The sequence below is a fragment of the Streptomyces netropsis genome (assembly GCF_014203545.1).
Classification (GTDB): domain Bacteria; phylum Actinomycetota; class Actinomycetes; order Streptomycetales; family Streptomycetaceae; genus Streptomyces; species Streptomyces netropsis.
In genome coordinates this window covers 90,140-112,990 of record NZ_JACHJG010000008.1, presented here as the reverse complement: position 1 = coordinate 112,990, position 22,851 = coordinate 90,140, and the positions used below count along the sequence as shown (strand labels likewise).

Sequence of the window (22,851 nt, the reverse complement as noted above, 5' to 3'; positions counted from 1 at the left end):
TCGCCGGCCGCACGCGGCAGCTCGGTCGGCGCCGGACGGGGCCGGTGGCCCGCGCCGACCGGACTTCCCGACGGCGCCCATCGCCCGGGGGTCTACCCCTCCGGCCCGGCCGGCTGCGGAGCCACATCGCGCCGACCCACGTTGTTGTCGAACCGGACCAAGAGGTCGGTATCGAGCTCGCCTGTGTAGACATCGGGAACGGAGTGGTCGGAAGGAGCGGACGCGATCGCGAGAAGGCGGTCGCGGTCCACGATGTGAGGTGTCCATGCGAACGGACCGACGCGCATCGAGCCACCGGCCGGAATCGCCTGGTCGATCACCAGCGTCCCGATCGGCTGGAAGCGCGTCGGCCAACCCACTCCGTCGCCCGCGTCGCACCGATAGGTGCGGACCTGGGCGACGCCGCCTCCCAGAGCGATCGTGCCCCGGTTGTGCACGCGCACGTACACGTAGTTGGGAATGCCGTTGACGGGTGTCTGATGGCCGAGTTCGGGGTCGTCGCCGTCTCTGATGTCGTTGTTGCGGACCCACAGGTCGGGAGAGGCTCCGTTCGGGGAACTGCTCGGTTGGGATCCGGTGTCGGCTTGGTTGTCCCGGATGTAGAGGTCCACGGCCGAACTCGCTTCGTCGGCGACATCCAGCGCTTCGGAGAGCAGGGTCGCCAGTACTGTCCTGGTGACAGCGGCGAGGTAGCCGTAGTCGAGCGTGGCCGGCTTGTCGGACGTCCGGTGGTAGTGCGGGTTCCCCTCTCCTTCGTAGGCGCCGACCGTGACGTCGCTGTGCGCTTCGAACGGCATGTAGTCGCTGGCATAGATGGGGCCGAGTTTGACCGGCAGCGCCGTGTAGGACGCGGCGGCCTGCGCCATCACCGCACCGAGGGCCTGCGAAGCGGCGTCATTGCCCGGTACGGCGTTTCCCTCGTCCCGCTCCACCGTCACGGAACCGTCCTCCGGTGGCCTCCCGATCATGTCCAGATTGATGACCCGGTAGATGTCGGCACCCGCGGCGTGGAGCTCCGCGGCGTACGCGGTCGAACCCCACAGTCCCTGTTCCTCTCCGGAGAACGCCACGAAGCGGACGGTGGCGGAGAGGGCGACCGGCGCGAGCAGGCGCGCGATTTCAAGGACCGCCGCCACACCACTGGCGTTGTCGTCGGCTCCTGGAGCCCGTGCGGTCGCGTTGCCCAAGTCTTCCATTCGGCTGTCGTAGTGGGCGCACACGATGATGACGGGGCCGCCGCTTCCCGTCCCCGGCTTGGTGCAGACGACGTTGCCCGCGCTGTGACCGGCATGGGACCAGGGGCGTCTGACCACATCTGTGTACCCCACCGCCGTGAACTGGTCCGATATCCGTGCGGCGGCCTCTCCGAGGTGCGGCGAGAACGTGTGCCTGGTGTGGAAGGCCGCGAGTGCCTCCACTGTGTTGCGGAGAGCCTCCACCGAGACCAATTCGACAAGTGTCGCTATGAACTTGTCCGGCAGCGTGCCGGTCCACTTGCGTTTGACCGGCTCGACCCGTGCGGCTGGGCTCGGCGGTCGGCGCTTGTCGGGGACGGCGAACGGCTGCCCCTCAAATGTGTCGGGTCGCATCACATACTGTCCATCGCTGTCTTGACCGCCCTTGCGGGCTGTCCGTCTACGAGGCCACATCGCGCAACCCCATGTTGTTGTCGCAGCGAACAATCCGGTCGGCGGTCACCGGTCCGTTGAGAGTGGCGGTGAGCGCCGGGTCCGGGGCGCCGTGTACGACCGCCGCCAGGAATTCGTGATCGACGACGTGCGGCGTCCACGCCAAGGGGCCGACGCGCACCGCACCGCCGGCCGGAATCGCCTCGTTGATCGCCAGCGTGCCGATCGACTGGAAGTGCGTCGGCCAGATCATCCCGGAGCCTTGGCCACACCGGAAGACTTCGAGCTGGAACGCTCCGCCCACGGCAGCCTGGGTTCCCCTGTTGTGTACGCGCACATACACATGGTTCGGCTGGTCGTTGATGGGCGCCTGGTGTCCGAGATCGGGATTGTCGCCCGTACTGATGTCGTTGTTGCGGACCCAGATGTCGGGAGAGGCCAGGCTCGGGCGGGGGCTCGGCAGGGCCCCGGTGTCGGCCGGGTTGTCCGGGATGTAGACGTCCACGGGCCGCCGCTGCCACAGTCCCTGGCCGATGAAGGCCTCGTCCATCACTTTGCTGAACAGGCCGCCGGTGAGCATCGAGTCGGCCGAGATACAGCCCTGGGCCATGCTGACGGCATGCGCCGCGCTCGTGGAATCGCTGTCCGGCACGATGAGCAACATCTCCATCATCGTTTTGATCACGGCATCGGCTGCTTCGATCCGCTCGGCGGAACCGGACGAGTCACCACCCATGCTGAGGTAGCACTGCCACAGCGCTGTACCGAGCATCGAATTGCGGAGGTCGGGGCTGTAGGTGCTGAACTGCGCATCGTCGAACCGCTCGGTGCGGTCGAGCCGACGCTCCGTGCTCCACTGGTTGGTGGCGTTGTTGTCGAAGGGGAACGTCTCGGCGCGCCGGTTCCCGGTGGGATTGAACCTGTCCCGGTAGATGGCGGGCAGGGCGTCGCAGACGCTGTGCTCGTACGACCCCGACCCGCCGTGGTCCGCACCGAGCCACTGGAAGACACCGTGGGTGTACTCATGGACGATGACACCGAAGTCGGCGGCATCCGGTGTGCCGCCCTCACCGAAGCGGATCCGCGGGGGAGTCGTCCCGATCCACTCGCTGTTGTCGCCACCGTTGAACGCCTGGGCATCGACCTCCACCTTCGTCATGTTGGCGTTCAACGTCGGGTTTCCCAGGCTGCGGAGGTAGCGTGCGGCCGAGTCGAGCCAGTAGTAGGCGTTCGCGCTCAGAAAGGCGCGATTACTCGGAAACGTCTGGTAGGAGAAGCTGGGTGATGCTTCCTGCGGCTGGGCGAAGACGGGGGTGTCCCAGTCCTTGCACTGGAACCACTCACCGTCGAGTCGGAACTTTCCGCCGGCGGCAGGAGCGATCTCGGCTTGGACGTCGTGACGGAACACGTCGAGCGTTGCCGCGCTGGCCCCTCCGTGCAGCGTGCTGTCGTCCGACTCGGTCACGGGGTCCGGTGAAAAGACCTTCAGGGAAGCCGCCACGTACTTGCCTGCGAGCGCGATCCACAGAAGTTCGCCGGATACGGCGTCCACGACGACGCGGAAGTGCTCGAAGGGGCCGGTGGTCTCCACGAGGAAATCACGAATGAGATGCAGTGCGTCGTCGGGCTTCTTGCCCTTCCCCAGCAGCACGGTCGAGGCGCTGGGGTAGTCGGTCCTCGGCAGGGTGGGCCTGGACGTGTCGCGGATGTAGGCGAGTTCGTCCTTGACCACCTCTGCGGCTTCGAATTCCCCTTCGAAGGGCGCGAGGGCAACCCCCTTGAGGGCGTCGGGGGTCTGAGCGGCACCCGGACCGGGCGCACCCGTCATGTCGAGCTCTCCGCCGTGATCGACCTGAATGACGCTGCCTTGTTTGACGTCGGCCACGGCCTGCACGGTGGCGCCGGATACGGGGACGTCGTTGTGGAACTGCTGGTAGCGGATTCTCAGCGTTGCCGCGCCTTCGCTCGCTTCCATCTCGCGCAGATCGATGTTCCCGGACTTCAGGTCGCCCCTGCGCGCTTTCATGAACTGCTCAATGGCTTTCCGGGCGGTCGGCGCCTGTGTCAGCGTCGCCCCCGGGTCGATGTACTTCCGCAGCACACCCTCGGCATCGGTATGTTCCCCCACACCAGGAACCATCCTCAGAGGCTTCCCCTCTTCGGGGCCTGGCTCGTTCCGTTGCGATTCGCCGTAATCCTGGGTCATGAGATGCGCTCCTCAACCGGCGTGGAGGGGAGATTCGCTCCATGAGCACGGTGGGGTCGGTCCTGGCGATGAGCGCAACCGGAGTCACTCCTGGCGCTGGCCGGGACGAATGACTTCCTCTGGGAAGCTGCCCATGACGTCGCAATCCACCCACAAGCATCGTAACTCGGCCCGGGCCATCGCGCCCTCGGACGCCGGAGACGTCGTTCACCCTTGTGCCCAGGACGCAGGGGCTGCGAAGGAGGCGAACAGATCGCTGTGCTCGGTACCGCGATGGCCTCACATGGCAACGGCGCCGACCGGACGCTCCCTTGTGCGGACATCCGGGCCGGACCCCTCGTCAGAATGATGCCCGGCTGGGGGCTTGGAGATGGGGGGATCGTCGGCGTGACCGGCTTGGTCGCTGGGCCACCCGGCGTGTTTCCGCCCAGTGCAGCTGCTCGCCGGTCCCGCGCGCTGCGCCGTCCGGGCGTCACGCGTCGGTGCCCAGGGTCGGAGAAGGGCTATATCCGTGCCGAACGGGTAGGTAAGCAGCCGTAGATGCCGACGGGGATTCCTTGGCGTATTCGATTTCTTCTCGCACAAGCCCGCAGGCTGCAGCGTACAAGGGTGGCATATTCTTGTGCTGTAATGCAAGAATATGCCACCCTTGAGTTCTCGGGGTTTTCCCGAGCCGCTCGTACGTTGCGAATCAGGGGCCCCGCGTCATGCGGGTCTAAGGTGCAAGCATGTCGAAGGTCTTGAGCAAGCTGCCGGTCGGCGAACGGATCGGTATCGCGTTCTCCGGGGGGCTGGACACCTCGGTCGCGGTGGCGTGGATGCGTGAGCGCGGCGCGTTTCCGTACGCGTACACGGCTGACATCGGCCAGTACGACGAGCCGGATCTCGCCGAGGTACCGGAGCGCGGTCTCACCTACGGGGCCGAGCGGGCGCGGCTCATCGACTGCCGTGCCGCGCTGGTCGAGGAGGGCCTGGCCGCGCTGGTGTGCGGTGCCTTCCACATCCGGTCGGCCGCGCAGGCGTACTTCAACACCACTCCGCTCGGCCGTGCCGTGGTGGGCACCCTCCTGGTGCGGGCGATGCACGAGGACGACACCTCCATCTGGGGCGACGGGTCCACCTACAAGGGCAACGACATCGAGCGGTTCTACCGCTACGGCCTGCTGGCCAACCCCAACCTGCGTATCTACAAGCCCTGGCTCGACCGGGGGTTCGTGGCGGAGCTCGGTGGCCGGCACGAGATGTCTGCCTGGCTCGCGGAGCGCGACCTGCCCTACCGGGACTCCGCCGAGAAGGCGTACTCCACCGACGCGAACATCTGGGGTGCCACGCACGAGGCCAAGCGCCTGGAGTACCTCGACACCTCCCTTGAGACCGTGAAACCGATCATGGGCGTTGCCTTCTGGGACCCCAAGGTCGACATCCAGACCGAGGACGTCACCGTGGAGTTCGAACACGGACGGCCCGTGCGGATCAACGGGCGCGAGTTCGCCGATGCGGTGGAGCTGGTGGGGGAGGCCAATCGCATCGGCGGTCGCCACGGGCTCGGGATGTCGGACCAGATCGAGAATCGCATCATCGAGGCCAAGAGCCGCGGTGTGTACGAGGCTCCCGGTATGGCGCTGCTGCACGTGTGCTATGAGCGGCTGCTCAACGCCATCCACAACGAGGACACCGTCGCGATGTACCACAACGAGGGGCGTCGGCTCGGGCGGTTGCTCTACGAGGGCCGCTGGTTCGACCCGCAGGCGCTCATGCTCCGCGACAGCCTGCAGCGCTGGGTCGGCTACCCGATCACCGGCAGTGTCACGGTACGACTCCGCCGCGGACAGGACTACTCCGTGATCGACACGCAGGGCCCGAACCTCAGCTACCACCCCGAGAAGCTGTCCATGGAGCGCAGTCAGGACCCGGCGTTCGTCCCGGATGACCGCATCGGTCAGCTGACCATGCGGAACCTCGATATCGCCGACACGCGGAAGATGCTGGAGGAATACGCCAAGCACGGTCAGCTCCGGCCCTGGAGCGGCCTCATCGGCGAGCTCGCCCCCGGCGGTGCGGTGGCCATCGCCGCGGCCAGCGACGAGGCAGAAGCCGTTGCAGCGGCTTCCGACACGCTCGACCATGCGGCCATCGAGTCGGGGACGGACTGACGGACTGATAGAGCCGACACGAAGTCCACGGTGCGGTGACCTGGATCCGCCCGGCGAACATGGCGCAGGTCGTCCTGGCCTGATCGTGGTGGCAGTGGGATCCTCCTGACATGGATCTGCGCAACGCGAAGGTGTTGGTGACAGGCGCCACCGGCGGCATCGGGCAAGTGCTGGCGGTGGGCCTGGCCGCCCGCGGTAGCGACGTGGTGCTCACCGGGCGCCGCGCGGACATGCTCAAGCCGTTGGCCGAGAGACTGGGCGGCCGGGCCATCCCTGCCGACCTGGCCGACCGCGAGGCGATCGAGGAACTGCTGGATCAGGCAGGCGAGATCGACGTGCTCGTGGCCAACGCCGCGCTGCCGGCGACAGGTCTGCTGGCCGACTACTCCATCGGCGAGATCGACCGCGCGCTCGACGTCAACCTTCGCGCGCCCATCGTGATGGCGAAGCTGGCCGGGGAACGCATGGCCGCCCGCCGCCGCGGTCACCTGGTCTTCATCTCTTCGCTCTCCGGGAAGGCCGCGTCCGGTCAAGCCTCCCTCTACAACGCCACCAAGTTCGGAATGCGCGGCTTCGCCCTCGCGCTCCGCGAGGACATGCGGCCCCACAACGTCGGCGTCTCGACCGTCTTCCCCGGCGTCATCAGGGACGCGGGCATGTTCGCCGACTCCGGCGCGACCCTGCCCCGGGGGGTCGGCACCCGTTCGCCGCGGGACGTGGCGCGCGCGACCGTACGAGCCATCGAGAAGAATCTCGCCGAGGTGGATGTGGCCCCGCTGAGCCTGCGCCTGGTCACCTTGGTCGCCGGCGTCGCCCCCAACGTGTCCGCCGCCGTCCAACGCCGCGTCGGCGGCGACAAGACCACGGAACAGCTCGCCAAGGGGCAGCGCCACAAGCGCTGACGTCCTCCCTCGGACTACCGAGCGGCAGGAGAGGACCCGATGTCAACCACTCGTGCCCACGCGGGTGGCGAGTCCGGAACGTAGTCGGGATCGTTCTCGTCCCAGGACCGGATCGCATGCTGCCGAGGGAACAGGCCCACTACCGTCCGGCACGATGGTCGCCCCTCGGGCCAGGGCGTCTGGCCGTCGGTCAGGATCACGATGACATCAGGGCGGGGCTGCTCGGAGCCGCCACGAAGTGGTTCGAGCAGGCCCCGGGGACTTTTGCTCGCCGCGAGGGGAGCCGGTCGGGCGCGGGGCGCCGCGCCCGTCGGCGACTCGATGACGTGCGCGCCGAGGGCGGCGCGGAGCACGCCCTCGGCCGTGTTCCTGCCCTGCCGCTATTTCTTGTGCAGCCGCCCGCAGCTGTACCAGGTTCCCAGGTTGTCGCTGCGGTTGCAGATCTGGAAGTACGCGTTCTTCACCTTGGACTTGGTGAAGCCAGGGCCGGCGTCGTCTCCCATGTCCTGGTTCTGCGCGAGCACGTATCCACCGCCACTGGACGTTGGCGTGTCGTAGATGACCATGAGAATGCTGCCGTAGCCGTCGTGTGGCCACTCGTCGGCCGACCGCGGGTCATCGACGGAGATGTCGTACCAGCCGTCACTGCGCTTCCTGTACTCGTACCAAACACTCCCCGAGCTTGCCCTGTTGGTGCTCTCGCCGACGAACTGTGTGAACGCCGCGGCTTCTGTCGTCCCCGCATGGGCGGGCCCTGCCCCGGCGGCCAGGCCGGCCGTCAGGACAAAAGCTGCTACGGCTCCCCGAATGCGCAAGGTTCCTCCTGGAAGGGATGGATCCGACTGGGGTCGGCGCGACCGATGGTCCGCGCGGCAGCGCCGTTCGCTCAAGGTGCTGCTCTCGTGCCGCTGCCGCAAGGCGCTACGCCCGTCCCGGACACCGACCCGCTGTCCGGGCAGGTCGGAAGAGTGTCCCGGACAGCACCCACCCCGTCCGGACAGCGGAGTTCTCCCACCGAAGGTGGTCGGCGGGCTCGGTGCGTGACATTGCCGGGGCCGGCCGCCGGTTGTTCTTGCACCGCCTGTCGGCTAGGAGCCGGGGGCTGCGGGGTGAACACTGCCGGTCCATGTATCCGCCGACGGCGCGGGGTCCCATCGGACCTCGATGCTGACGCCGTGGTGGTCGCGTGTGAGCTCCGTCAGCATCGTGACGGCAGCGGCCTGTGCTGCTCGCGGGGCGGCGTCGATGGGAACTTGGGGCAGGCGTCCGCAGACTGTTCCGCTTGCCGCGGTGAGGATGCTGTGGCGCCAGCCGTCCGGCGTTCTGAACAGGAGGATGCCCTTCGGCATGGGGAAGGGAGGCCGCGCGGCACGGGACTTCCTCCGGTATCCGGACATCATCGACCCCCAAGCTTCGATAAGTAGGAGGAAAATACCCCGCTTCGCCGGGAGCGCCGAACGTGGCCGGGTCGTCTGGGCCCCGTGCGTCAGGTCATGACTTCCTGTGCGGTGGTGGTGGCTTCGCGAGTGTTGCTCACGACGTGTGCCGGCAGCACGCGCTCGGCGTGCAGGAGGATCGCCGCGCCGGTCAGCACCATCAGGGCCAGAACCGTCCACAGGTGCCACCGCCCGGCGTCGAGCAGGAATCCCAACAGTACGGGCGCGATGGTGCGGCAGACCGACCAGGACAGTTGATAGGTCGCCAGGTACCGTCCCCGCAGGTGATCAGGGGCGGCCTGGACCGACAGGCCCTGCGACGGTGCGGAGTGGACGAGCTCACCGGCGGTGTAGAGCACCGCGACCGCCAGGACGGCGACGACGGCGTCGGCGCCGCTGAAGAGGTGGGGAAGGGCCGCGAAGGCGGCGAAGGAGAGCGCGAAGACGAACGCGCCGAGCGCAGCCGTGCGGGTGCGCCTGCCGCGCAGGGTCAGGCGGGCGACCGGGACACCGAGCGCGGCGACCAGGGCGGTGTTGAGCGCGAACACGACCCCGGCCAGGGCGTTGGGGATGCCGATGTCACGAGTGAGGAAGATCGGTAGGGCGATGGCCTGGGCGGTGTAGCCGAAGGCGATCAGGAAGTTGGCAGTTGTGATGAGCAGGTAGGGCCGGTCGGCGAGTACCTGCCGGTATCCGCCCCGGGTGCCCTCCGGCTGCCCGGCCCCGCCGTGGACGGCCGGGATCCGGGACACCAGCACCGCGGCAATGGCGAAGACCGTGGCCAGCACCACGGCGGCGCCGACGAAACCGGCACTGCCGTTCCACGCCAGCATGCCTGCCGCCGCCAGGCTGCCGAATCCCATACCGGCGTTGCGTAGGCTCCGGTCCCATGCGAGTAGTCGGTCACGCTCGGCGCCTTGGGCGATTTCGCCGATGAGGGCGTGCTGGCTGGGCGACGAGGCCCACATCCCCACCGCGACCACCAGGGCGATCGCCAGGAAAGCGGGGTAGGAGTCGGCGAGCGGGTAGGCGGCGAAACCGGCCGCGCGCAACGCGAGCACGCCGATGAGCACCCGTCGGCCGCTGAAACGGTCGATGAGGACACCCGCGACCGGCATGAACGCCAGGGCACAGAGCCCGGCGACGGTCAGGCCCGCGCCGATCGACGTCAGCGACAGGCCGGTGAGCGAGTGGACGAACAGCATCGTCAATGGCACGTATATGCCGTCGCCGATCGAGCCGACCAGGCTCGCGGCGATGAGTCGGCGCCGGGTGCGAACGTCGGGTTCAGCGGAAGTCGAGCGCACCACGGCCCCGCTTCAGCTCGGCGAACGCTCCCGTCCCGGCCAGGGTCCGCGTGGCCTGGAACAGTCGGACTGCCTCCTCGCCTCTCGGGACGGAGGTGAGGACGGGGCCGAAGAAGCCGGTGCCGTCCACGGCGACGACGGGCGTCCCGGCCTCCTCGCCGACCGCTTCCTGTCCGGCCCGGTGGCTGGCGCGCAGAGCCGCGTCGAACTCGTCGGTGTGTGCGGCCTTGGCCAGGGACGCGGGCAGTCCCAGTTCGTCGAGGGACTCGGTGATGACCGCGTCGTAGTCCTTGTTGCGCCCCACGTGTATGCGACCGCCGAGCGCGGTGTAGAGCTCACGCAGGACGGTGTTGCCGTGGAGGACTTCGGCGGCCGCGCACACTCGGGCCGGGCCCCAGGCCCGGTCGTTGAACTCGCGGTACCAGGGCTCCAGTTCACGGTGCTCGTTGAGCACGGACAGGCTCATGATCTGGAAGCGCAGGTCGATCGGCTGGAGCCGTTCGACTTCGAGCAGCCATCGGGAAGTGGCCCAGGCGAAGGGGCAGGTGGGATCGAAGTAACAGACGACCGGTACGGCGGCGCGAGAGGGAGCAATATCTTCCATGGAAGGTAAATTATCATCTGTGGAAGATATAGTGAAGGCATGCAGACCGACACCATCGCCGCCATCGTCGAACAGTGGAAGCGCGAGCGCCCCGACCTGGACGCGGCGCCGATGCTCGTCGTCGGCCGGCTCTTCCGGCTCACCGACGCGCTGGACCAGCAGCTGCGCCCGCCCTTCCAGGCCGCGGGCCTGGGGAGCGGCGACTTCGACGTGCTGGCGGCGCTCCGGCGTTCGGGGGAGCCTTATGCGCTGTCCGCAGGCGAGCTCAGTCGCACCGTCCTGGTCACCAGCGGCGCGATCACCAAACGGGTCGACCGGCTCGAAGCCCGTGGCCTGGTCGGCAGATCCGTCGCCGAGACCGATTCGCGTGGACGCCTCATCACCCTCACCGCCGAGGGCGTCGCACTGACCGACGAGCTCATCGCCGTCCACCTGGACAACCAGCGACGGCTCCTGTCCGGTCTCGGCGCGGACGAGCAGGCGCGGCTTGCCCACCTGCTCGAACGGTTCGCCTCAACGCTGACCCCAGGTGATGACTGAACACCCCGGGGTCCGGCATCCGCGCCTCGTCCTGCGCCTCGCAGTCAGCGGGCGCGGCGGTGACCCCCGCCGCGCCCCCTGACCGGGCCGGGCCGTTCGCCCGTCAGGCGCCGTTGAAGGACGACCGGGCGCTGTCGAGGGCGGCCTCCATGCGGGCGACCTGGCCCTTCGTGAACATGAACATGCCCTGGTCGTCGGTGTAGTCCATGTAGTTGACGAACATGTCGCCGTCAGGATCATTGCTGCACGACAGCTTGGGGAAGGTCGGGGTGCCGAAGTTGGGGCCGCCGGAGTTCGGAGTGTCCGCGACGAGGTCGCCGCCGTTGCAGCCCTGGCCGTCGTCGCCCCAGATGTGCAGCAGGTTCAGCCAGTGCCCCACCTCGTGGGTCGCCGTGCGACCGCCGTTGAAGGGAGCGGAGGCCGTGCCCGTCGTGCCGAAGAACCGGTGGCCGATGACCACCCCGTCCGTCTCTGCGGGGCCACCCGGGAACTGGGCATAGCCGAGTATCTCGTTGGGGTCCGCGGGGTCGAAGATGCGCGGACAGACCCACAGGTTGAGGTAGCGATCGGCGGGCCAGGCGTCGTGCCCACCGCTCGACGCGTGTTTGACGGTGTTGGTCCGTATGTTGAATTTCGCGGCCTGGGTCTGTGTACGGGTGATGCCGTCGGTGGGCTGTCCTTGCGGATCCTGCGTGGCGAGATGGAATTCGATGCGACTGTCGGCCACGAGCGGCTTCCATACCGGCGGGACCTGGTCGATGTCCGGATTGAGTGCCCGGAAGTCCTCGTTCAGCACGTCGATCTGGCTGGTGATCTGGTCCTCGCTGAGGTTCTGTGCGGCGGTGTTGAACACCACGTGCACGACGACCGGGATGCGGGTCACGCCGACGCGTGCCGTTGCTTCGTCGCCGGTCTCATAGGCGAAGGCCTTGTTCTCGATCCGGACGCGGGCCTCGGCGTACGCCGGGTTCTCGGCCATCAGCAGATGGTGCACCGGCATCGTGCCGCAGCCTCGGCGGGCGGGAGCGGTGGTCGCATCGTTCTCTGACATATCACACCTCCAGGTTCGGCCGTGGGCCGCGGCTGTGGCCGCGGCGAGGCATTTCCGTATTCCGGTGAATAAGCCATGGTGATGCGAATAAAGTAATCCACTAAAAGGTTATCATCTGTTGCAAATCCGGGCAAAAGGTGCCCTCAAGGGAAGGCCGGAACGATGAGCGAGCTGCCCGCCGAACTGTTCCAGCGGTGGACCCACTCCTACGAAGAGGACACCGAGGGGGTCACCGTCTACCGCCCGACCGACTACCCGTTCCCACCCGCTCGCGGTCGCAGGGGCATGGAGATCGTCGCGGACGGAACCTACATCGACCACGCCATCGGTGCTGCCGACGTCCCCGACATCATCCCCGGCCACTGGTCGACGGCGGACGGAAAGTCACTCGCCATCAGTTTTCCCGGTACGAGCCGGCCCGACCGCCGGCTCGAGATCCTGCAGTGCGACGGCAAACTGCTGAAGGTGCGTACTCCCTGAGACGGTCGCACCCTCGTGGCCCCCTCTGCCCAAGCCGTTACCGATACCGCTACCGGTTCAGGTGCGCACGGGCAAGGGCGGTGAGGACGCTGCGGGTCTTGGACGCCTGAGGTGATTGCAGGCCCAAGTCCAGCAGAGCGCGTTCCAGCAGGTCCTGTGCGGTGGAGGCTTCCGCGGGACGCACCCGGAGCGACAGCTCCAAGAGACGCAGGTCGGGGCCGACGCTCCAGAATTCCGCGGCGAGCGGGTGGATCAGGTCGCGACGTGAGGGCTTCCACTTGGTGGCCTGGACCGGGCCGAGTGGCACGATGCCCTCCAGGTCGTCGTCGGTGACGCCGACGCTCGCGAGCAAATCCCTTTGGTCCCTGGTCAGCCGGGGTCGGTGCGAGTCCCCGTCCCCGCCTCCGCCATCGGCGGTGGGCCGGTCGAAGTCGTCTTCCACCTTCAGCGAGGCTGCCCAGACGCGGTTGCGGCCGCTCCAGTCTTCCTCGATCTTGAATTCCCAGTCCTCCCCGTCGCGACTCGCCCGCCAGTCGGCAGGCAGCGCTTCCGGGATGCACGGTCGCAGTTTCACGGTCAGGTCGTCCGCATCGCCCTTCGCGGGCTTCCGAAGCCGGATGGTAACTCCCGCCTCCGACAAGGGGAGACGGATGTCGTCGCCGTCCGCCCACGGCTTGTCCCAGAAGTACACCGTGAGGCCCTTGCCCTCGTCGGCCTCCAGCCCGAGCAGTCGGCACGCGGACTCGGCCGCCTCGTCAGACGCGATGGTCTTGACTTCGACATCGGCGTTCTTCAGCGCATCCGCCATATTCCCTTTATCGCATGGGGGTACCCGGCGCGCATCCTTACAACGGCTAGGTAGTCGCTGTAAAAACACCACCGCGAGAAGGCCACCCAGCGGGACGTCGACCCTCTAGCGCCATGCGCTTCGGGCGCGCACACGCGGCGAGACGGCACCGACCGGAGGGCCGTGGCATCTCGTCGGCCCCCGCAGCCCGGGACTTGGGGCCGGGAATCCGGGCGCGTGCGGTCGAATTCTCATCGGGAAGCTCCCGTCCGCACGGCTCACTCACCCTGTGACCGGCTTGTTACCGGAATCGTGGCTTCCGTCATGGCCTGGCACGGTCTGGTCCTGATCGACTCGGTGTATGCGTAGAGCCTCCTTCACCCCTCCCGTCGTCCTCGCCGGCGTCCTGCTGCTCACGGCTTGCGGATCGCAGACGGCCGACTCCCAGAACGACGGCCTGACGCAGAGGCAGAGGTCGGACTCCCCGAACTCTCCCGACAGGTCCTCCTGCGGGGCTCAGGCCTCCGACACGCCGACCGCGCCCAGTACTTCGGCCTTGCCCGGAAACCCCGCCGGGCTGGAGAAGGGCGGAGTCAAGATCACCGGCTCGAGCGGCGGCGCCCGTGCCTGCGCCGAGTTCGATGTCACCAACCACGGGACCGAACCCTTCACCTACATGATCACCTTCGAGTTCCTGTCGGATTCCGGAGAGGCGCTGACCAATACGAAGCAGACAGTCCCTTCCGTCAAGCCTGGTCGGACCGTGAAGCGCACCGTCGTCATGAGCGGACTGCCCTCACACCCCCGCGGGGCGGCACGCGTGCGGATCGCCGAGGTGAGGAGCGTCCCCGCCGGCGAAGCCCCCTCCGACAAGGGCACCTGCCCGCCCTCGGGAGTGCGCGTGTACGCCGACGACGGCGACGCCGCCATGGGACTCCGCGTCGTGAGTCTCCACCTGGAGAACTGCGGCGCCCGAACCCACCGGCTCAACGGCTACCCGCAGCTCCAGCTCCTCGACGAGCGTCACAAGCCCGTCGACAGCGTGAAGATCCTCCATGGCGGCAGCGCCATTGCCACCGGCACCGGAGCCGACGGCGCGCCCCAGCAGCTGGACCTGAAGCCAGGCGAGCGTGCCTACGCCGGCCTGGTCTGGCGCAACACCGTCGGAGGAGGTGCCGGTGATCCCGTGAACGCCCCCTACGTGAGGGTGTGGGAAAAGCCCGGTGCCGCCCCCGTGATGGTGAGCCCGGAGCTCGACCTGGGCACGACGGGGAAGCTCGGTGTGGGCCCCTGGAAGAAGGACGAAACGAATGGGCCGGTCACCGGCGGCGGCCCCGGCGCGCAGTCGCCTGAGCCGTCATTCCCACCCACCGCCCCCGCGCGACCGTGAAGAGCCCGCGACCTCCCGCAACATGACGCGTGCGTCCTGCGGTTGTGGGCCTCGGCGTCCGCAAGCGCCACGTCGAAGATGCCGGCATTTATGGCGGCCGGACAAGGCCAGGCAGTCGATCGGCCGACAAGGTGTCCGCCATCGCGGCGGCGACCGGCCGCCGGATCCACTTCACCAAGCTGACCGATGATCAGGCGCGACGGCAATGGCGGGCCGAGGGCCGGCCCGAGGAGGGCATCGAGTTCATGATGCACATTGTGGGCGACGGTGCCCGAGACGGTGGCCAGGGTGACGTCAGCGGTCGAGAATGTTGTCGGCCGCCCGCCGCGGACTCTCGCCCAATGGGCCGTCGCGCACGCCGATGCCTTTTGCCCCTGATACGCGGGAAGGGGTGCTGCGGGACATCGTCTGTGCGGCCGGGGCCGGTGGCGGTGTGCTTGTCGTGGCAGCCGGCAGCGTCAAGGGGGCGGAGGGCCGTTGGAGTCGGGGGAGTCCTCGGGGGGTACGCGGAGAGCTTGGGCTTCGCGCAAGGCCAGTGCGAGGAGCCCTGGGAAGCGTGCGTCGAGGTCGTCCCGGCGGAGGGAGTTCAGGCGACGGTTGCCGTCGTCGCGCTGCCGGATGACGCCGGACTCGCGCAGTACCCGGAAATGCCAACTCTGGGTGGATTTGCTTACAGGTAGCCGGAAGGAGCCGCACGGCTTCTCTGCGCCTTCGGCGAGTTCCGCGACGACCGCCAGACGGAGCGGGTCGCTCAAGGCGGTGAGGACGTCCGTGAAGACAAGGGCGTCGGTGTCGGGGTGAACGAGGGGAGTGGCATTCCGGCTGGCCATGGGCCCAGTCTCCCATGATCCCCGTGCGGCCATCATGTTCGCTTACAGTCGAACATGATGTAGATTCGAGGATCAGGAATCCCTGGGAGGTCGGCATGCCACTGGTCCACATCTCTACCCGTTCCGACAAAGAGCCGGCAGTACTCGAAGCCATCGCGAACGGCGTGCACCGCGCCCTGGTAGCGACCATCGGTATTCCCGATGACGATCGCTTCCAGATCGTCAGCACTCACGCCGAGAACGAGCTGATCTTCGACCAGCACTACATGGGCGTCGAACGCCGCGACGTCGTGTTCGTCCAGATCACCCTGGTGCGCGGACGCACTCCGGGCCGTAAGAAGGAGCTGTACCGCCGGATTGCGGCCAACCTCGCGGCGGACGCCGGCATCCGCCCGGAGGACGTGGTGATCACGCTCACCGAGAACGACCGCATCGACTGGTCGGTGGGTAACGGCGTGGCCCAACTCGTGGAGCAAGGAGAATCCGGTGAGCCATCGGACCGGCTCGATTCCGCCCACGCCGGTGTTGATTCCCCGCCCGAGCGTGTCCGTGTCACCGCGGACCCCGACTGGTACGAGTCGGCAGGTATTTCGCTCGGCGTCCGGGTAGGGAATCTGGTCTTCACCTCCGGACAGGCGCCGGTCGACGGCCAGGGCCGCACGGTCGGCACCGGTGACTTCGAAGCCCAGGTCCGTCAGGCGCTCGCCAACTTGTCGACGGTCCTGGTGAACGGGGGATCCAGCCTCGCGGACACCATCAAAGCGACCGTGTTCGTCACCGACATCCGGCAGCAGGACGTCTTCACCCGGCTTCGCGCGGAGTACTTCCCGGACAGGCCCCACCTTGCTGAGACCTTCGTCGAGGTCTCCTCGCTCGCCGACCCGCGGTGGATGGTGGAGATCGAGGCGATCGGGCTGGTCCGGCAAGCTTGAGCCCACAGCGCCCAAGCCGGGTGCAAAGGGCCGCCTTCACCCAAGGAGGCCCGGTGGAACCCCGGGGGTCTCTACGGGATGTCGCCGCGCTGGAGAGCACCCCGTATCGGACTGACGTGGCATCACCAGCCGTTGTGCTCTAGGGCCTGTCCGGCGGATCTTGAGCCGAAAATCAGGCGACAGCCGGAGACCGGGCGCCCTAACGTCCGCAGGCATGGCACCTTCACTTGAGCGTCCCCCCTTGCAGGCCGACGAGCGCACCGCGCTCATCGGCTGGCTGGATCTGCAACGGCAGATCCTGAGATGGAAGTGCGATGGCCTGAGCGAGGCGGACGCGCACCGCTCCGTCATCCCGACCTCGCCGGCGATGACGATTGCTGGCCTCATCAGCCATATGCGGTGGGTCGAGCACACCTGGCTGGAGGTGCTGTTCCTGGGCGGCGACAAGACGCAGAACCCATCCTTTGACGAGACGGACGAGGACGCGAACTGGCGTACTGACGGCATCTCGCTGAAGCAGCTGCTCGCGGAGTACGAGGCCCAGTGCGCCCGAAGTAACGAGATCGTGGCCGCGGCCTCCCTGGACGACGTCGGCCGCCACCCCGACTACCGCTCCGGCAACGCCAACCTCCGCTGGATGCTTATCCATCTCGTCGAGGAGACCGGACGGCACGCGGGGCATGCGGACATCGTGAGGGAGCTACTCGACGGGGCGAAGGGGTATTACTAGATCCCCGGTGGATCACGACCGCAGCCAGAGCCGGATCGAGACAACGATGACGGTGCCGTAGAAGACGTAGGCGCGTTTGTCGAACCGCGTCGCGACAGCCCGGAAGTTCTTGAGGGCATTGATCGTCCGCTCTACCTCGTTTCTGCGCTTGTAGATCGTCTTGTTGAAGCCGGCAGGCCGACCGCCCTTGCTGCCTCTACGTTGTCGGTTGGCCCGCTGGTTCTTCGGCTCGGGGATCGTGTGCTTGATCTGGCGTCGTCGCAGGTAGCGGCGGTTTCGGCGGGAGGAGTGAGCTTTGTCTCCGCCGAGATGATCAGGTCGAGTCCGGGGGCGCCCGCCATCCAGGCGGGCGACGCGGACACGTTCCATGACCGGGATGAGCTGCGGGGCGTCTCCCCACTGACCCGGGGTGATCAGCAGGGCGAGTGGGCGGCGTCCACCCTCACCGGCGAGGTGGATTTTGCAGGTCGGGCCGCCCCGGGAGCGTCCCAGACCCTCGTCGGCGCGGTGCTGCCGGGGCGTGCGTCTTTTCCCCGCAACCGCGGAGGCTCCTTGCGTGCTCCTGCGGCATGTTGGTGAGCCCGGCAGGAGGTGGAGTCCACGCTCACCATCGACCAGTCGATGCGGCCACTCGCGTCAGCATCGGCCAAGACAGCCGCGTAGAGCCTGTCCCACGTACCATCCGCTGACCAGCGCCGATGCCGCTCGTACACGGTCTTCCACTTACCGAAACGTGCAGGTAGATCCCGCCATGGCATCCCGGTACGCTGCCGGAACAGAATCCCGTTGATCACCCTGCGATGGCTCTCCCAACGCCCCCCGCGCTGCCTGGACTTCGGCAGATGTGGCTTCAGCCGGGCCCATTCTTCGCTTGTGAGATTTCCCCGCCCCATGAGCATGCCAACGAGCCAGGACTCAGACGGTCACAAGATCCGCCGGACAGGCCCTAGCCGATCGGCGTTCGACACGCGAGGATGCGGCTCTGGCTCCGGGACCACCCGGAGCCGCAGTCGAGCGCTGGAGGTTGACCGGTCGTGCACCGAAGACTGTTACGCAACGTGCTGCACAGTGTGATCGCGATGCTGTTCGCGTGCACCGGAAGTGTGCTGATCTCTCCCGCCGCGCATGCCGCGGCCGCCTGCGCGGGCGACAGCAACGCCCAAGGCCTCGCCTCCCGGCCCGCTTCGGGGAGCCTGGTGTCGGTGACACGGGCCGACGGGCGGGTCGAGCAGTTCCAGCAGTTCTACGACAACTCCTCGATGAGTGGTCTGCCGTTCGTCTGGCACCGGGCCCAGGACGTGGCCGGTGGTTCCTACGGCGACTGGGAGCGGGTCAGCGCCGTGCCCGCCGGGCCGAAGCTCTACCAGGTGGTCGCGGCCGAGAACAGCATCGGCGGGCTGGAGGCGTTCATCCCCTCGTACGGCCGCTTCTGCCACACCGTGCTGCCCGAGCCCGATGGCCAGTGGGGTCCGGCGGAGGACTTCGGCCTGCAGCCGGCTCCGTACCACGGCGGCATCGTGCTGTTCAAGGAACGAGACGGGCGCCTGCACGCCTTCGCCTCCAGCGGCAGCCCCTACACCTCGATGGACGTACGCAGCCAGTACAGCTCTTCCGACGGCCACTGGGCCGATGTGCGATGGATGGGGAAGGTTCCCGAGGCGGACGTGGGGCTGAGCTCGCCGACCTCGGTCACCCAGCTCGCCGACGGGCGGCTGCACATCGTCGCCCGCGAGTGGAACCGCGATCGTTACTGGCAGACCACCGAGCGGGATCGCTTCCTGTCCTGGGAGCCGTGGCAGCTGTGCGCGAACGCCGCATGCACGTGAGGCCTCGGTGCAACGAGGTCGATTGCGGAGGCAGACAGTTCACCTGGTGTGATCACGCGATCCGCCCGGGCCGTCTCGTCCGGTGGCCGCCGGCTCTCACCTCGGGGCAGGTCGGCCCGCGCTGCCTCCAGCCCGACCCGGACCCGGGCGCCCCGGTTTCGGCCAGGAGTCCCGCGTACTGACGAACGTGGCCCCGCCCTCCATGTCCGCTGAACTGCGGGAAGGCCGCTCGGCGTCGAGCGGTGTTCGACGTCGGCCGTAAGAACGAGGTCAGCAGGACTGGTAGAGGTAGCCGTCAGTACCGGCAGGGCGGACGTCGCGGTCGCGCAGGGTGATGGACAGCTCCTTCCCCCAGGCACTGCAGGCGGTGGCGAAATCCTTCTTCGCATACTCGATGTCGAAGACCCTGGACCCGTAAGCATCGCTGAATTCGGGGCACTCCTTGTAGCGTCCGCATTCTTCGACAACGGCGAAATCGAAGCCGATGCGGGTGCGCTGAGGGAGCAGGTCGGCGGTGTTCTTCTGGGCAATCGCCAAGTGCTGCTGGTGTGCGCGGTCGGCCAGGAGCCGGGCGAAAGCGGCCGCGTGCTCGGCGGTGAGTCGTCCTTCGGACCGCTCGTAGGAATCGAGATTGTCCGGTTCCACCGCGTCGTAATGCGCTGCGGCGCAGCCGTCGATCCAGGGGCCGACGACGTCCATGAGGGCCTCGCGTTTGGCCGGGGTGGAGATGTCGAGCAAGGGCTCGGCCCAGTCCTCATCGATGACCAGGTCTCCGTCGTCGCTCTTCAGGAGCAGATCCGGATGGTGCTTCTTCCACCATGTGACGGCTTTGTCGGGCTGCGTCTGGAAGGCGTTGACGTAGCAAATGTTGTAGAGACCGTCGACGGGCTTGGCCTCGCGGTCGCGGGAGACGGCCTGGACCTTGCCGGGCGGTGGGTACGCGCCGCCGAGTTGGTAGTCGAAGGCTGCGTTCGCGGTGGGCGCCCGCACTTCCGTCCGAGCGCCGCCACCGGGACCTGTGGTGGTGTCGGTGGCGGAGGGCTTCCGGGGACTGTCGCCCTGTTGTGATCCGGTGGTGGAGCAAGCCGTGGCAAGGGTTACGGTCAGGATCACGACGGTGAGAGCGGCGCGGGAACGGAGAAGGGGCACGGAGGCAGCCTACGTTCAGGCCGTTCGGTGGATCTGCTGGTGCCCCTGGTATCGATCCATCAGGCCGGCGGGTCCCTCTACCGGAGCGTTCTGCTGAGTCGGCCGGACTGCCGTTTCATGCTGCCTCGGCGTTTCGAGGTTGTGGGTCATGCGTTCCAGGACGAAGACAGCCGTCCGGTACTCGTCCGGGGAGATGCCCGTTGTGGACAACGAACGGAACGCTTCGACGCGCCCGGCGACGTCGGCCAGCTGCTGACGGCCACCAGGGGTGAGGGCGAGCCTCTCCGGTGCGGGACGGGCCACCCAGCCCTCCGCCAGCACGGTGTCGATGGCGGCGATCAGAGTGGAGGTGTCCGCGTTGGAGGCGAGAACCGACAGGACGTCGGCGTCGGTGGACTCGGGGGTGTCGCGGATGACGTTGAGGACCTGCCAAGCGGTCCGGGTGAGGCCGAAACCCTCCAGCATGTCGTTCATGCAGTGGGTGAGGGCTTTGTCGGTGCGGTTGAGCCAGTAGCCGATGGGTTTCATGCAGGTGCTCCTCCAGTGGCGGGTCCGGGGGTTGCGCGGTGGCGTCCGGGCGGGGGATGTCACTGACGTGCGGGTACGGGGGAGAGGAGTGCGGGCCAGTCCTGACCGGCGGCCCAGTCGGCGAAGCTGTGCCAGCCGACGTCGGGGTGGTCGTGTCGCAGGCAGGCGACGTCCACGTCGAGGCCGACGGTGGTGAAGTAGTCGAACATGACCGCCAGGTCGGCGGATCGGGCCCGGACGTAGGGCAGAGGCACCTCTTGGTGGGCGATCGGGCGGCCGATGGCCGCCGTGAGGATCTCCGCGATCTGGCCGGGGGTGCGCTCGTCGGAGGCGATGTCGATGCGGCGGCCGGTGAACTCGTCGCGGCGCCGGAGGACCAGCGCGGCGAATGCGCCGATGTCGGCGGCGGAGATGAGAGTGAGCGGCCGATCGGCAGGCATGGGCCAGGCGAAAGTGCCCTCGCGCAGCCCGTCGAGGGTCCAGCCGCTGGCGTAGTTGTCCATGAACGCTGCCGGGGCGATCACCGTCCACGGCACGCCGGCTGCGCGCAGGTACTGCTCGACCAGATGCTTGCTCTCATAGTGCGGTACACCGGTGCCGCGGTCGGCATGGGCGGCGGAGGTGAGCACGACGTGCCCGAGTCGGGCGGCTGCCGCGGCGTCGACGAGGGCCTTGCCCTGACGGACTTCGGCGCTGATGTCGGTGCCGAACGGCGTGGTGACCGCGAACAGGGAGTCAGCCCCGGCCAGGGCGGCATCGAGGGAGGCGCGGTCGTCGAAGTCGGCGTGGCGTACCTCGGCTCCAAGGGCTCGTAGGGCTTCGGCGGCAGGCGAGTCAGGGTGGCGGGTGAGCGCGCGGACCTGATGGCCGACGTCCAGGAGAGCGCGGGCGGTGGCCCCACCCTGGGCTCCAGTGGCTCCGGTGACGGCGACGATGGGCATGGTTCCTCCAAGCGGTAGTATCGCTGCGTGATGCATTAACTGCGTCACGCAGGAGACTAGCACTGTATTCGCTGCGCCGCGCAGTGATTTTGGAGAGTGATCCGGATGACAGACGCTCGCCGGGCCCGGCTCTATGAGGAGCTGTCGATCGAATCCCGCCGCTACCTGGCGGCCTACGTGCTGTTCAATCAGGCCCTCGCCGATCACCTTGGGATGCACCCGACCGATGTGCAGGCGCTGAGCTTGCTGACGGCCGCACCCGGGCCGCTCACCGTCAAGCAGATCGCCGACATGACGGGCCTGACCACGGGCTCCGCCACGCGGCTGGTGGACCGGCTCGAACGAGGGGGCTATGTGGTCCGCGCCCCCGACCAGCAGGACCGCCGCCGGGTACTGGTCACCCCGGTGCCTGATCGCGTCGCCCGCGTCACCGCCGTGTGGGACGACCTCGGCCAGGCCTGGCAGACGCTCCTCGACGGCCACACCGAGGACGAGCTTGAAGTGATCACCCGTCACATGCGACAGGCGCACGATCTCAGCCACGACCAGATGCGTCACCTGCGATCCCGGCCCAAGCCGGACTGAGTACGCACCTGCTGGGGCGGCGGTGCCCAACCCGAGAGACGGTAGGCGTCCCGCCGGGCGGCCTGGACGGGGTGGTGCAGCGAGACGACTCTCCCTGCGAGCCGTACCGGCACGGCTCGGGCCGTGCCCCAGGAGTTCGCCCCCTTGCCGCCGTCGCCGGGCCAAGGGTCCTCGTCCCGGCCCGGCGCGCTACGCCTGTGCGGCCTTCGCCTCGACGTTGCGGATCATGCGCTGCAGGACGGACAGCGCGATCACGTACTCCTCGTCCGGGATGCCCTCGTGGATCTCTGCCCGCAGTCCGTCGACGCGTTCCTTGATGAGACCGCGCGCTTCCTGCCCGGTGTCCGTGAGGCGGAGGCGTCCGGTGGCGTCGGCGGTGAGCCAGCCGCGGGCGAGGAGGCCGTCGGCGGCGCGGCCGACCATCTCCTGGCCGTTGTCGACGAAGACGCCCAGCCGGACCCGGAGCTCGTCGCGGGTGAGGCCCTCGTCGGAGTCGTTGACGTGGTTGATCACCCACCAGTGCGGCTGGGTGATGTCCAGCCGCGCCATCGCGCTCTGGATGTACTGGAGGACCGTCTTGCTGGTCGCCGTGGACCAGTACCCGATGGGCTGCGTGGCCACGGCCGTGTTGTCGGGGTTCGCGGGGGCTGTCGTCGCTGTCGTCGTCATGGGGAGGACGCTATGAGCTCAACCATGCTTGAGGTCAACGGCTCCGGCCCGCAGGTGACGCACACCACTGAGGAGGCGTCAGTTCCGGTACAGGGGTTGAGGAACATGCAGGTCGGCGGCGGCTTGCTGGAACCCGGCTCGCGTCCGCGACGGCGACGAACGCGCGTACGGCATCGA

The 22,851-nt window shown here is 67.9% G+C and carries 22 protein-coding genes and 1 pseudogene; 9 read left to right on the top strand and 14 right to left on the bottom strand.

Annotation, left to right across the window (positions count from 1 at the left end; genetic code table 11):
- Positions 1-92: 92 nt before the first annotated feature.
- The gene (locus tag FHS38_RS19955; protein ID WP_229822664.1) at positions 93-1,589 is read right to left on the bottom strand and encodes a M28 family metallopeptidase; all 1,497 of its coding nucleotides are present in this window, start codon (positions 1,587-1,589) and stop codon (positions 93-95) included.
- 46 nt (positions 1,590-1,635) lie between these two features.
- Positions 1,636-3,834 carry a hypothetical protein gene (locus tag FHS38_RS19950; RefSeq protein ID WP_184735258.1) on the bottom strand — a complete coding sequence of 733 codons (2,199 nt, stop codon included), beginning with the start codon at positions 3,832-3,834 and terminating at the stop codon, positions 1,636-1,638.
- Between the two features lie 728 nt (positions 3,835-4,562).
- On the opposite strand from FHS38_RS19950, the gene argG reads away from it, so the two are divergent.
- Positions 4,563-5,987 carry an argininosuccinate synthase gene (argG, locus tag FHS38_RS19945; RefSeq protein ID WP_184735256.1) on the top strand — a complete coding sequence of 475 codons (1,425 nt, stop codon included), beginning with the start codon at positions 4,563-4,565 and terminating at the stop codon, positions 5,985-5,987.
- Positions 5,988-6,097: 110 nt separating this feature from the next.
- Complete coding sequence (locus tag FHS38_RS19940) at positions 6,098-6,889, top strand: SDR family NAD(P)-dependent oxidoreductase (protein WP_184735254.1); 792 nt, start codon at positions 6,098-6,100, stop codon at positions 6,887-6,889.
- Positions 6,890-6,903: 14 nt separating this feature from the next.
- Here FHS38_RS19940 and FHS38_RS35495 read toward each other — a convergent pair.
- The 4 genes and pseudogenes from FHS38_RS35495 to FHS38_RS19925 all read right to left on the bottom strand — a co-directional run.
- Positions 6,904-7,107, bottom strand: a pseudogene (locus tag FHS38_RS35495) (DUF2201 family putative metallopeptidase); the annotation flags it as partial.
- Between the two features lie 162 nt (positions 7,108-7,269).
- On the bottom strand, positions 7,270-7,704 hold the full coding sequence (locus FHS38_RS19935) for a hypothetical protein (RefSeq protein ID WP_184735252.1): 435 nt from the start codon (positions 7,702-7,704) through the stop codon (positions 7,270-7,272).
- Between the two features lie 671 nt (positions 7,705-8,375).
- Positions 8,376-9,635, bottom strand: a complete 1,260-nt coding sequence (locus FHS38_RS19930; RefSeq protein WP_184735250.1) for an MFS transporter — start codon at positions 9,633-9,635, stop codon at positions 8,376-8,378.
- Positions 9,613-10,236, bottom strand: coding sequence for a mycothiol-dependent nitroreductase Rv2466c family protein (locus FHS38_RS19925; protein WP_184735248.1), 624 nt, complete (start codon positions 10,234-10,236; stop codon positions 9,613-9,615). The genes FHS38_RS19930 and FHS38_RS19925 overlap by 23 nt, the downstream gene beginning before the upstream one ends.
- A gap of 39 nt (positions 10,237-10,275) precedes the next feature.
- Between FHS38_RS19925 and FHS38_RS19920 the strand changes: the two genes are divergently transcribed.
- Positions 10,276-10,776: a MarR family winged helix-turn-helix transcriptional regulator gene (locus tag FHS38_RS19920; protein ID WP_184735246.1), complete on the top strand. Its 501-nt coding sequence runs from the start codon at positions 10,276-10,278 to the stop codon at positions 10,774-10,776.
- A 103-nt stretch (positions 10,777-10,879) separates the two neighbouring features.
- Here FHS38_RS19920 and FHS38_RS19915 read toward each other — a convergent pair whose 3' ends face one another.
- On the bottom strand, positions 10,880-11,827 hold the full coding sequence (locus tag FHS38_RS19915) for a zinc metalloprotease (RefSeq protein WP_184735244.1): 948 nt from the start codon (positions 11,825-11,827) through the stop codon (positions 10,880-10,882).
- Positions 11,828-11,989: 162 nt separating this feature from the next.
- Between FHS38_RS19915 and FHS38_RS19910 the strand changes: the two genes are divergently transcribed.
- Positions 11,990-12,307: a hypothetical protein gene (locus tag FHS38_RS19910; RefSeq protein ID WP_184735242.1), complete on the top strand. Its 318-nt coding sequence runs from the start codon at positions 11,990-11,992 to the stop codon at positions 12,305-12,307.
- 49 nt (positions 12,308-12,356) lie between these two features.
- Here FHS38_RS19910 and FHS38_RS19905 read toward each other — a convergent pair whose 3' ends face one another.
- Positions 12,357-13,115, bottom strand: coding sequence for a hypothetical protein (locus FHS38_RS19905; protein ID WP_184735240.1), 759 nt, complete (start codon positions 13,113-13,115; stop codon positions 12,357-12,359).
- Positions 13,116-13,650: 535 nt separating this feature from the next.
- Here FHS38_RS19905 and FHS38_RS19900 point away from each other — a divergent pair.
- Positions 13,651-14,484, top strand: coding sequence for a DUF4232 domain-containing protein (locus FHS38_RS19900; protein WP_229822649.1), 834 nt, complete (start codon positions 13,651-13,653; stop codon positions 14,482-14,484).
- Between the two features lie 458 nt (positions 14,485-14,942).
- Here the strand turns inward: FHS38_RS19900 and FHS38_RS19895 are convergent, their stop codons facing one another.
- Positions 14,943-15,314: an ArsR/SmtB family transcription factor gene (locus FHS38_RS19895; RefSeq protein WP_184735236.1), complete on the bottom strand. Its 372-nt coding sequence runs from the start codon at positions 15,312-15,314 to the stop codon at positions 14,943-14,945.
- Positions 15,315-15,409: 95 nt separating this feature from the next.
- Between FHS38_RS19895 and FHS38_RS35490 the strand changes: the two genes are divergently transcribed.
- Together FHS38_RS35490 and FHS38_RS19880 are read left to right on the top strand one after the other, a co-directional pair.
- On the top strand, positions 15,410-16,246 hold the full coding sequence (locus FHS38_RS35490; RefSeq protein ID WP_229822650.1) for a tautomerase family protein: 837 nt from the start codon (positions 15,410-15,412) through the stop codon (positions 16,244-16,246).
- 214 nt (positions 16,247-16,460) lie between these two features.
- The gene (locus tag FHS38_RS19880) at positions 16,461-16,976 is read left to right on the top strand and encodes a DinB family protein (protein WP_184735234.1); all 516 of its coding nucleotides are present in this window, start codon (positions 16,461-16,463) and stop codon (positions 16,974-16,976) included.
- 12 nt (positions 16,977-16,988) lie between these two features.
- Here the strand turns inward: FHS38_RS19880 and FHS38_RS19875 are convergent.
- A protein-coding gene (locus FHS38_RS19875) for an IS5 family transposase (RefSeq protein WP_184735641.1) occupies positions 16,989-17,869 on the bottom strand; the annotation gives its coding sequence in 2 pieces (ribosomal slippage) (positions 16,989-17,512 and positions 17,512-17,869; 882 coding nt in all).
- A 141-nt stretch (positions 17,870-18,010) separates the two neighbouring features.
- On the opposite strand from FHS38_RS19875, the gene FHS38_RS19870 reads away from it, so the two are divergent.
- Positions 18,011-18,802 (top strand): PLL family lectin, encoded by a 792-nt coding sequence (locus FHS38_RS19870; RefSeq protein WP_184735232.1) that lies wholly within the window; start codon positions 18,011-18,013, stop codon positions 18,800-18,802.
- A gap of 270 nt (positions 18,803-19,072) precedes the next feature.
- On the opposite strand, the gene FHS38_RS19865 is transcribed toward FHS38_RS19870, so the two are convergent.
- The 3 genes from FHS38_RS19865 to FHS38_RS19855 are packed head-to-tail and all read right to left on the bottom strand — an operon-like array spanning position 19,073 to position 21,420.
- The gene (locus tag FHS38_RS19865) at positions 19,073-19,951 is read right to left on the bottom strand and encodes an endo alpha-1,4 polygalactosaminidase (protein WP_184735230.1); all 879 of its coding nucleotides are present in this window, start codon (positions 19,949-19,951) and stop codon (positions 19,073-19,075) included.
- Between the two features lie 15 nt (positions 19,952-19,966).
- On the bottom strand, positions 19,967-20,479 hold the full coding sequence (locus FHS38_RS19860) for a MarR family winged helix-turn-helix transcriptional regulator (protein ID WP_184735228.1): 513 nt from the start codon (positions 20,477-20,479) through the stop codon (positions 19,967-19,969).
- A 59-nt stretch (positions 20,480-20,538) separates the two neighbouring features.
- Positions 20,539-21,420 carry an NmrA/HSCARG family protein gene (locus FHS38_RS19855; protein WP_184735225.1) on the bottom strand — a complete coding sequence of 294 codons (882 nt, stop codon included), beginning with the start codon at positions 21,418-21,420 and terminating at the stop codon, positions 20,539-20,541.
- A 105-nt stretch (positions 21,421-21,525) separates the two neighbouring features.
- Between FHS38_RS19855 and FHS38_RS19850 the strand changes: the two genes are divergently transcribed.
- Positions 21,526-22,005 (top strand): MarR family winged helix-turn-helix transcriptional regulator, encoded by a 480-nt coding sequence (locus tag FHS38_RS19850; RefSeq protein ID WP_184735223.1) that lies wholly within the window; start codon positions 21,526-21,528, stop codon positions 22,003-22,005.
- A 189-nt stretch (positions 22,006-22,194) separates the two neighbouring features.
- On the opposite strand, the gene FHS38_RS19845 is transcribed toward FHS38_RS19850, so the two are convergent.
- The gene (locus tag FHS38_RS19845; RefSeq protein ID WP_184735221.1) at positions 22,195-22,674 is read right to left on the bottom strand and encodes a MarR family winged helix-turn-helix transcriptional regulator; all 480 of its coding nucleotides are present in this window, start codon (positions 22,672-22,674) and stop codon (positions 22,195-22,197) included.
- Positions 22,675-22,851: the final 177 nt, after the last annotated feature.

Coding starts and splice junctions, on each gene's coding strand:
- FHS38_RS19855 (WP_184735225.1), bottom strand. CDS start 21,420: ATGCCCATCGTCGCCGTCACCGGAGCCACTGGAGCCCAGGGTGGGGCC.
- argG (WP_184735256.1), top strand. CDS start 4,563: ATGTCGAAGGTCTTGAGCAAGCTGCCGGTCGGCGAACGGATCGGTATC.
- FHS38_RS19895 (WP_184735236.1), bottom strand. CDS start 15,314: ATGGCCAGCCGGAATGCCACTCCCCTCGTTCACCCCGACACCGACGCC.
- FHS38_RS19950 (WP_184735258.1), bottom strand. CDS start 3,834: ATGACCCAGGATTACGGCGAATCGCAACGGAACGAGCCAGGCCCCGAA.
- FHS38_RS35490 (WP_229822650.1), top strand. CDS start 15,410: ATGCCACTGGTCCACATCTCTACCCGTTCCGACAAAGAGCCGGCAGTA.
- FHS38_RS19905 (WP_184735240.1), bottom strand. CDS start 13,115: ATGGCGGATGCGCTGAAGAACGCCGATGTCGAAGTCAAGACCATCGCG.
- FHS38_RS19850 (WP_184735223.1), top strand. CDS start 21,526: ATGACAGACGCTCGCCGGGCCCGGCTCTATGAGGAGCTGTCGATCGAA.
- FHS38_RS19880 (WP_184735234.1), top strand. CDS start 16,461: ATGGCACCTTCACTTGAGCGTCCCCCCTTGCAGGCCGACGAGCGCACC.
- FHS38_RS19910 (WP_184735242.1), top strand. CDS start 11,990: ATGAGCGAGCTGCCCGCCGAACTGTTCCAGCGGTGGACCCACTCCTAC.
- FHS38_RS19920 (WP_184735246.1), top strand. CDS start 10,276: ATGCAGACCGACACCATCGCCGCCATCGTCGAACAGTGGAAGCGCGAG.
- FHS38_RS19915 (WP_184735244.1), bottom strand. CDS start 11,827: ATGTCAGAGAACGATGCGACCACCGCTCCCGCCCGCCGAGGCTGCGGC.
- FHS38_RS19860 (WP_184735228.1), bottom strand. CDS start 20,479: ATGAAACCCATCGGCTACTGGCTCAACCGCACCGACAAAGCCCTCACC.
- FHS38_RS19845 (WP_184735221.1), bottom strand. CDS start 22,674: ATGACGACGACAGCGACGACAGCCCCCGCGAACCCCGACAACACGGCC.
- FHS38_RS19940 (WP_184735254.1), top strand. CDS start 6,098: ATGGATCTGCGCAACGCGAAGGTGTTGGTGACAGGCGCCACCGGCGGC.
- FHS38_RS19925 (WP_184735248.1), bottom strand. CDS start 10,236: ATGGAAGATATTGCTCCCTCTCGCGCCGCCGTACCGGTCGTCTGTTAC.
- FHS38_RS19955 (WP_229822664.1), bottom strand. CDS start 1,589: ATGCGACCCGACACATTTGAGGGGCAGCCGTTCGCCGTCCCCGACAAG.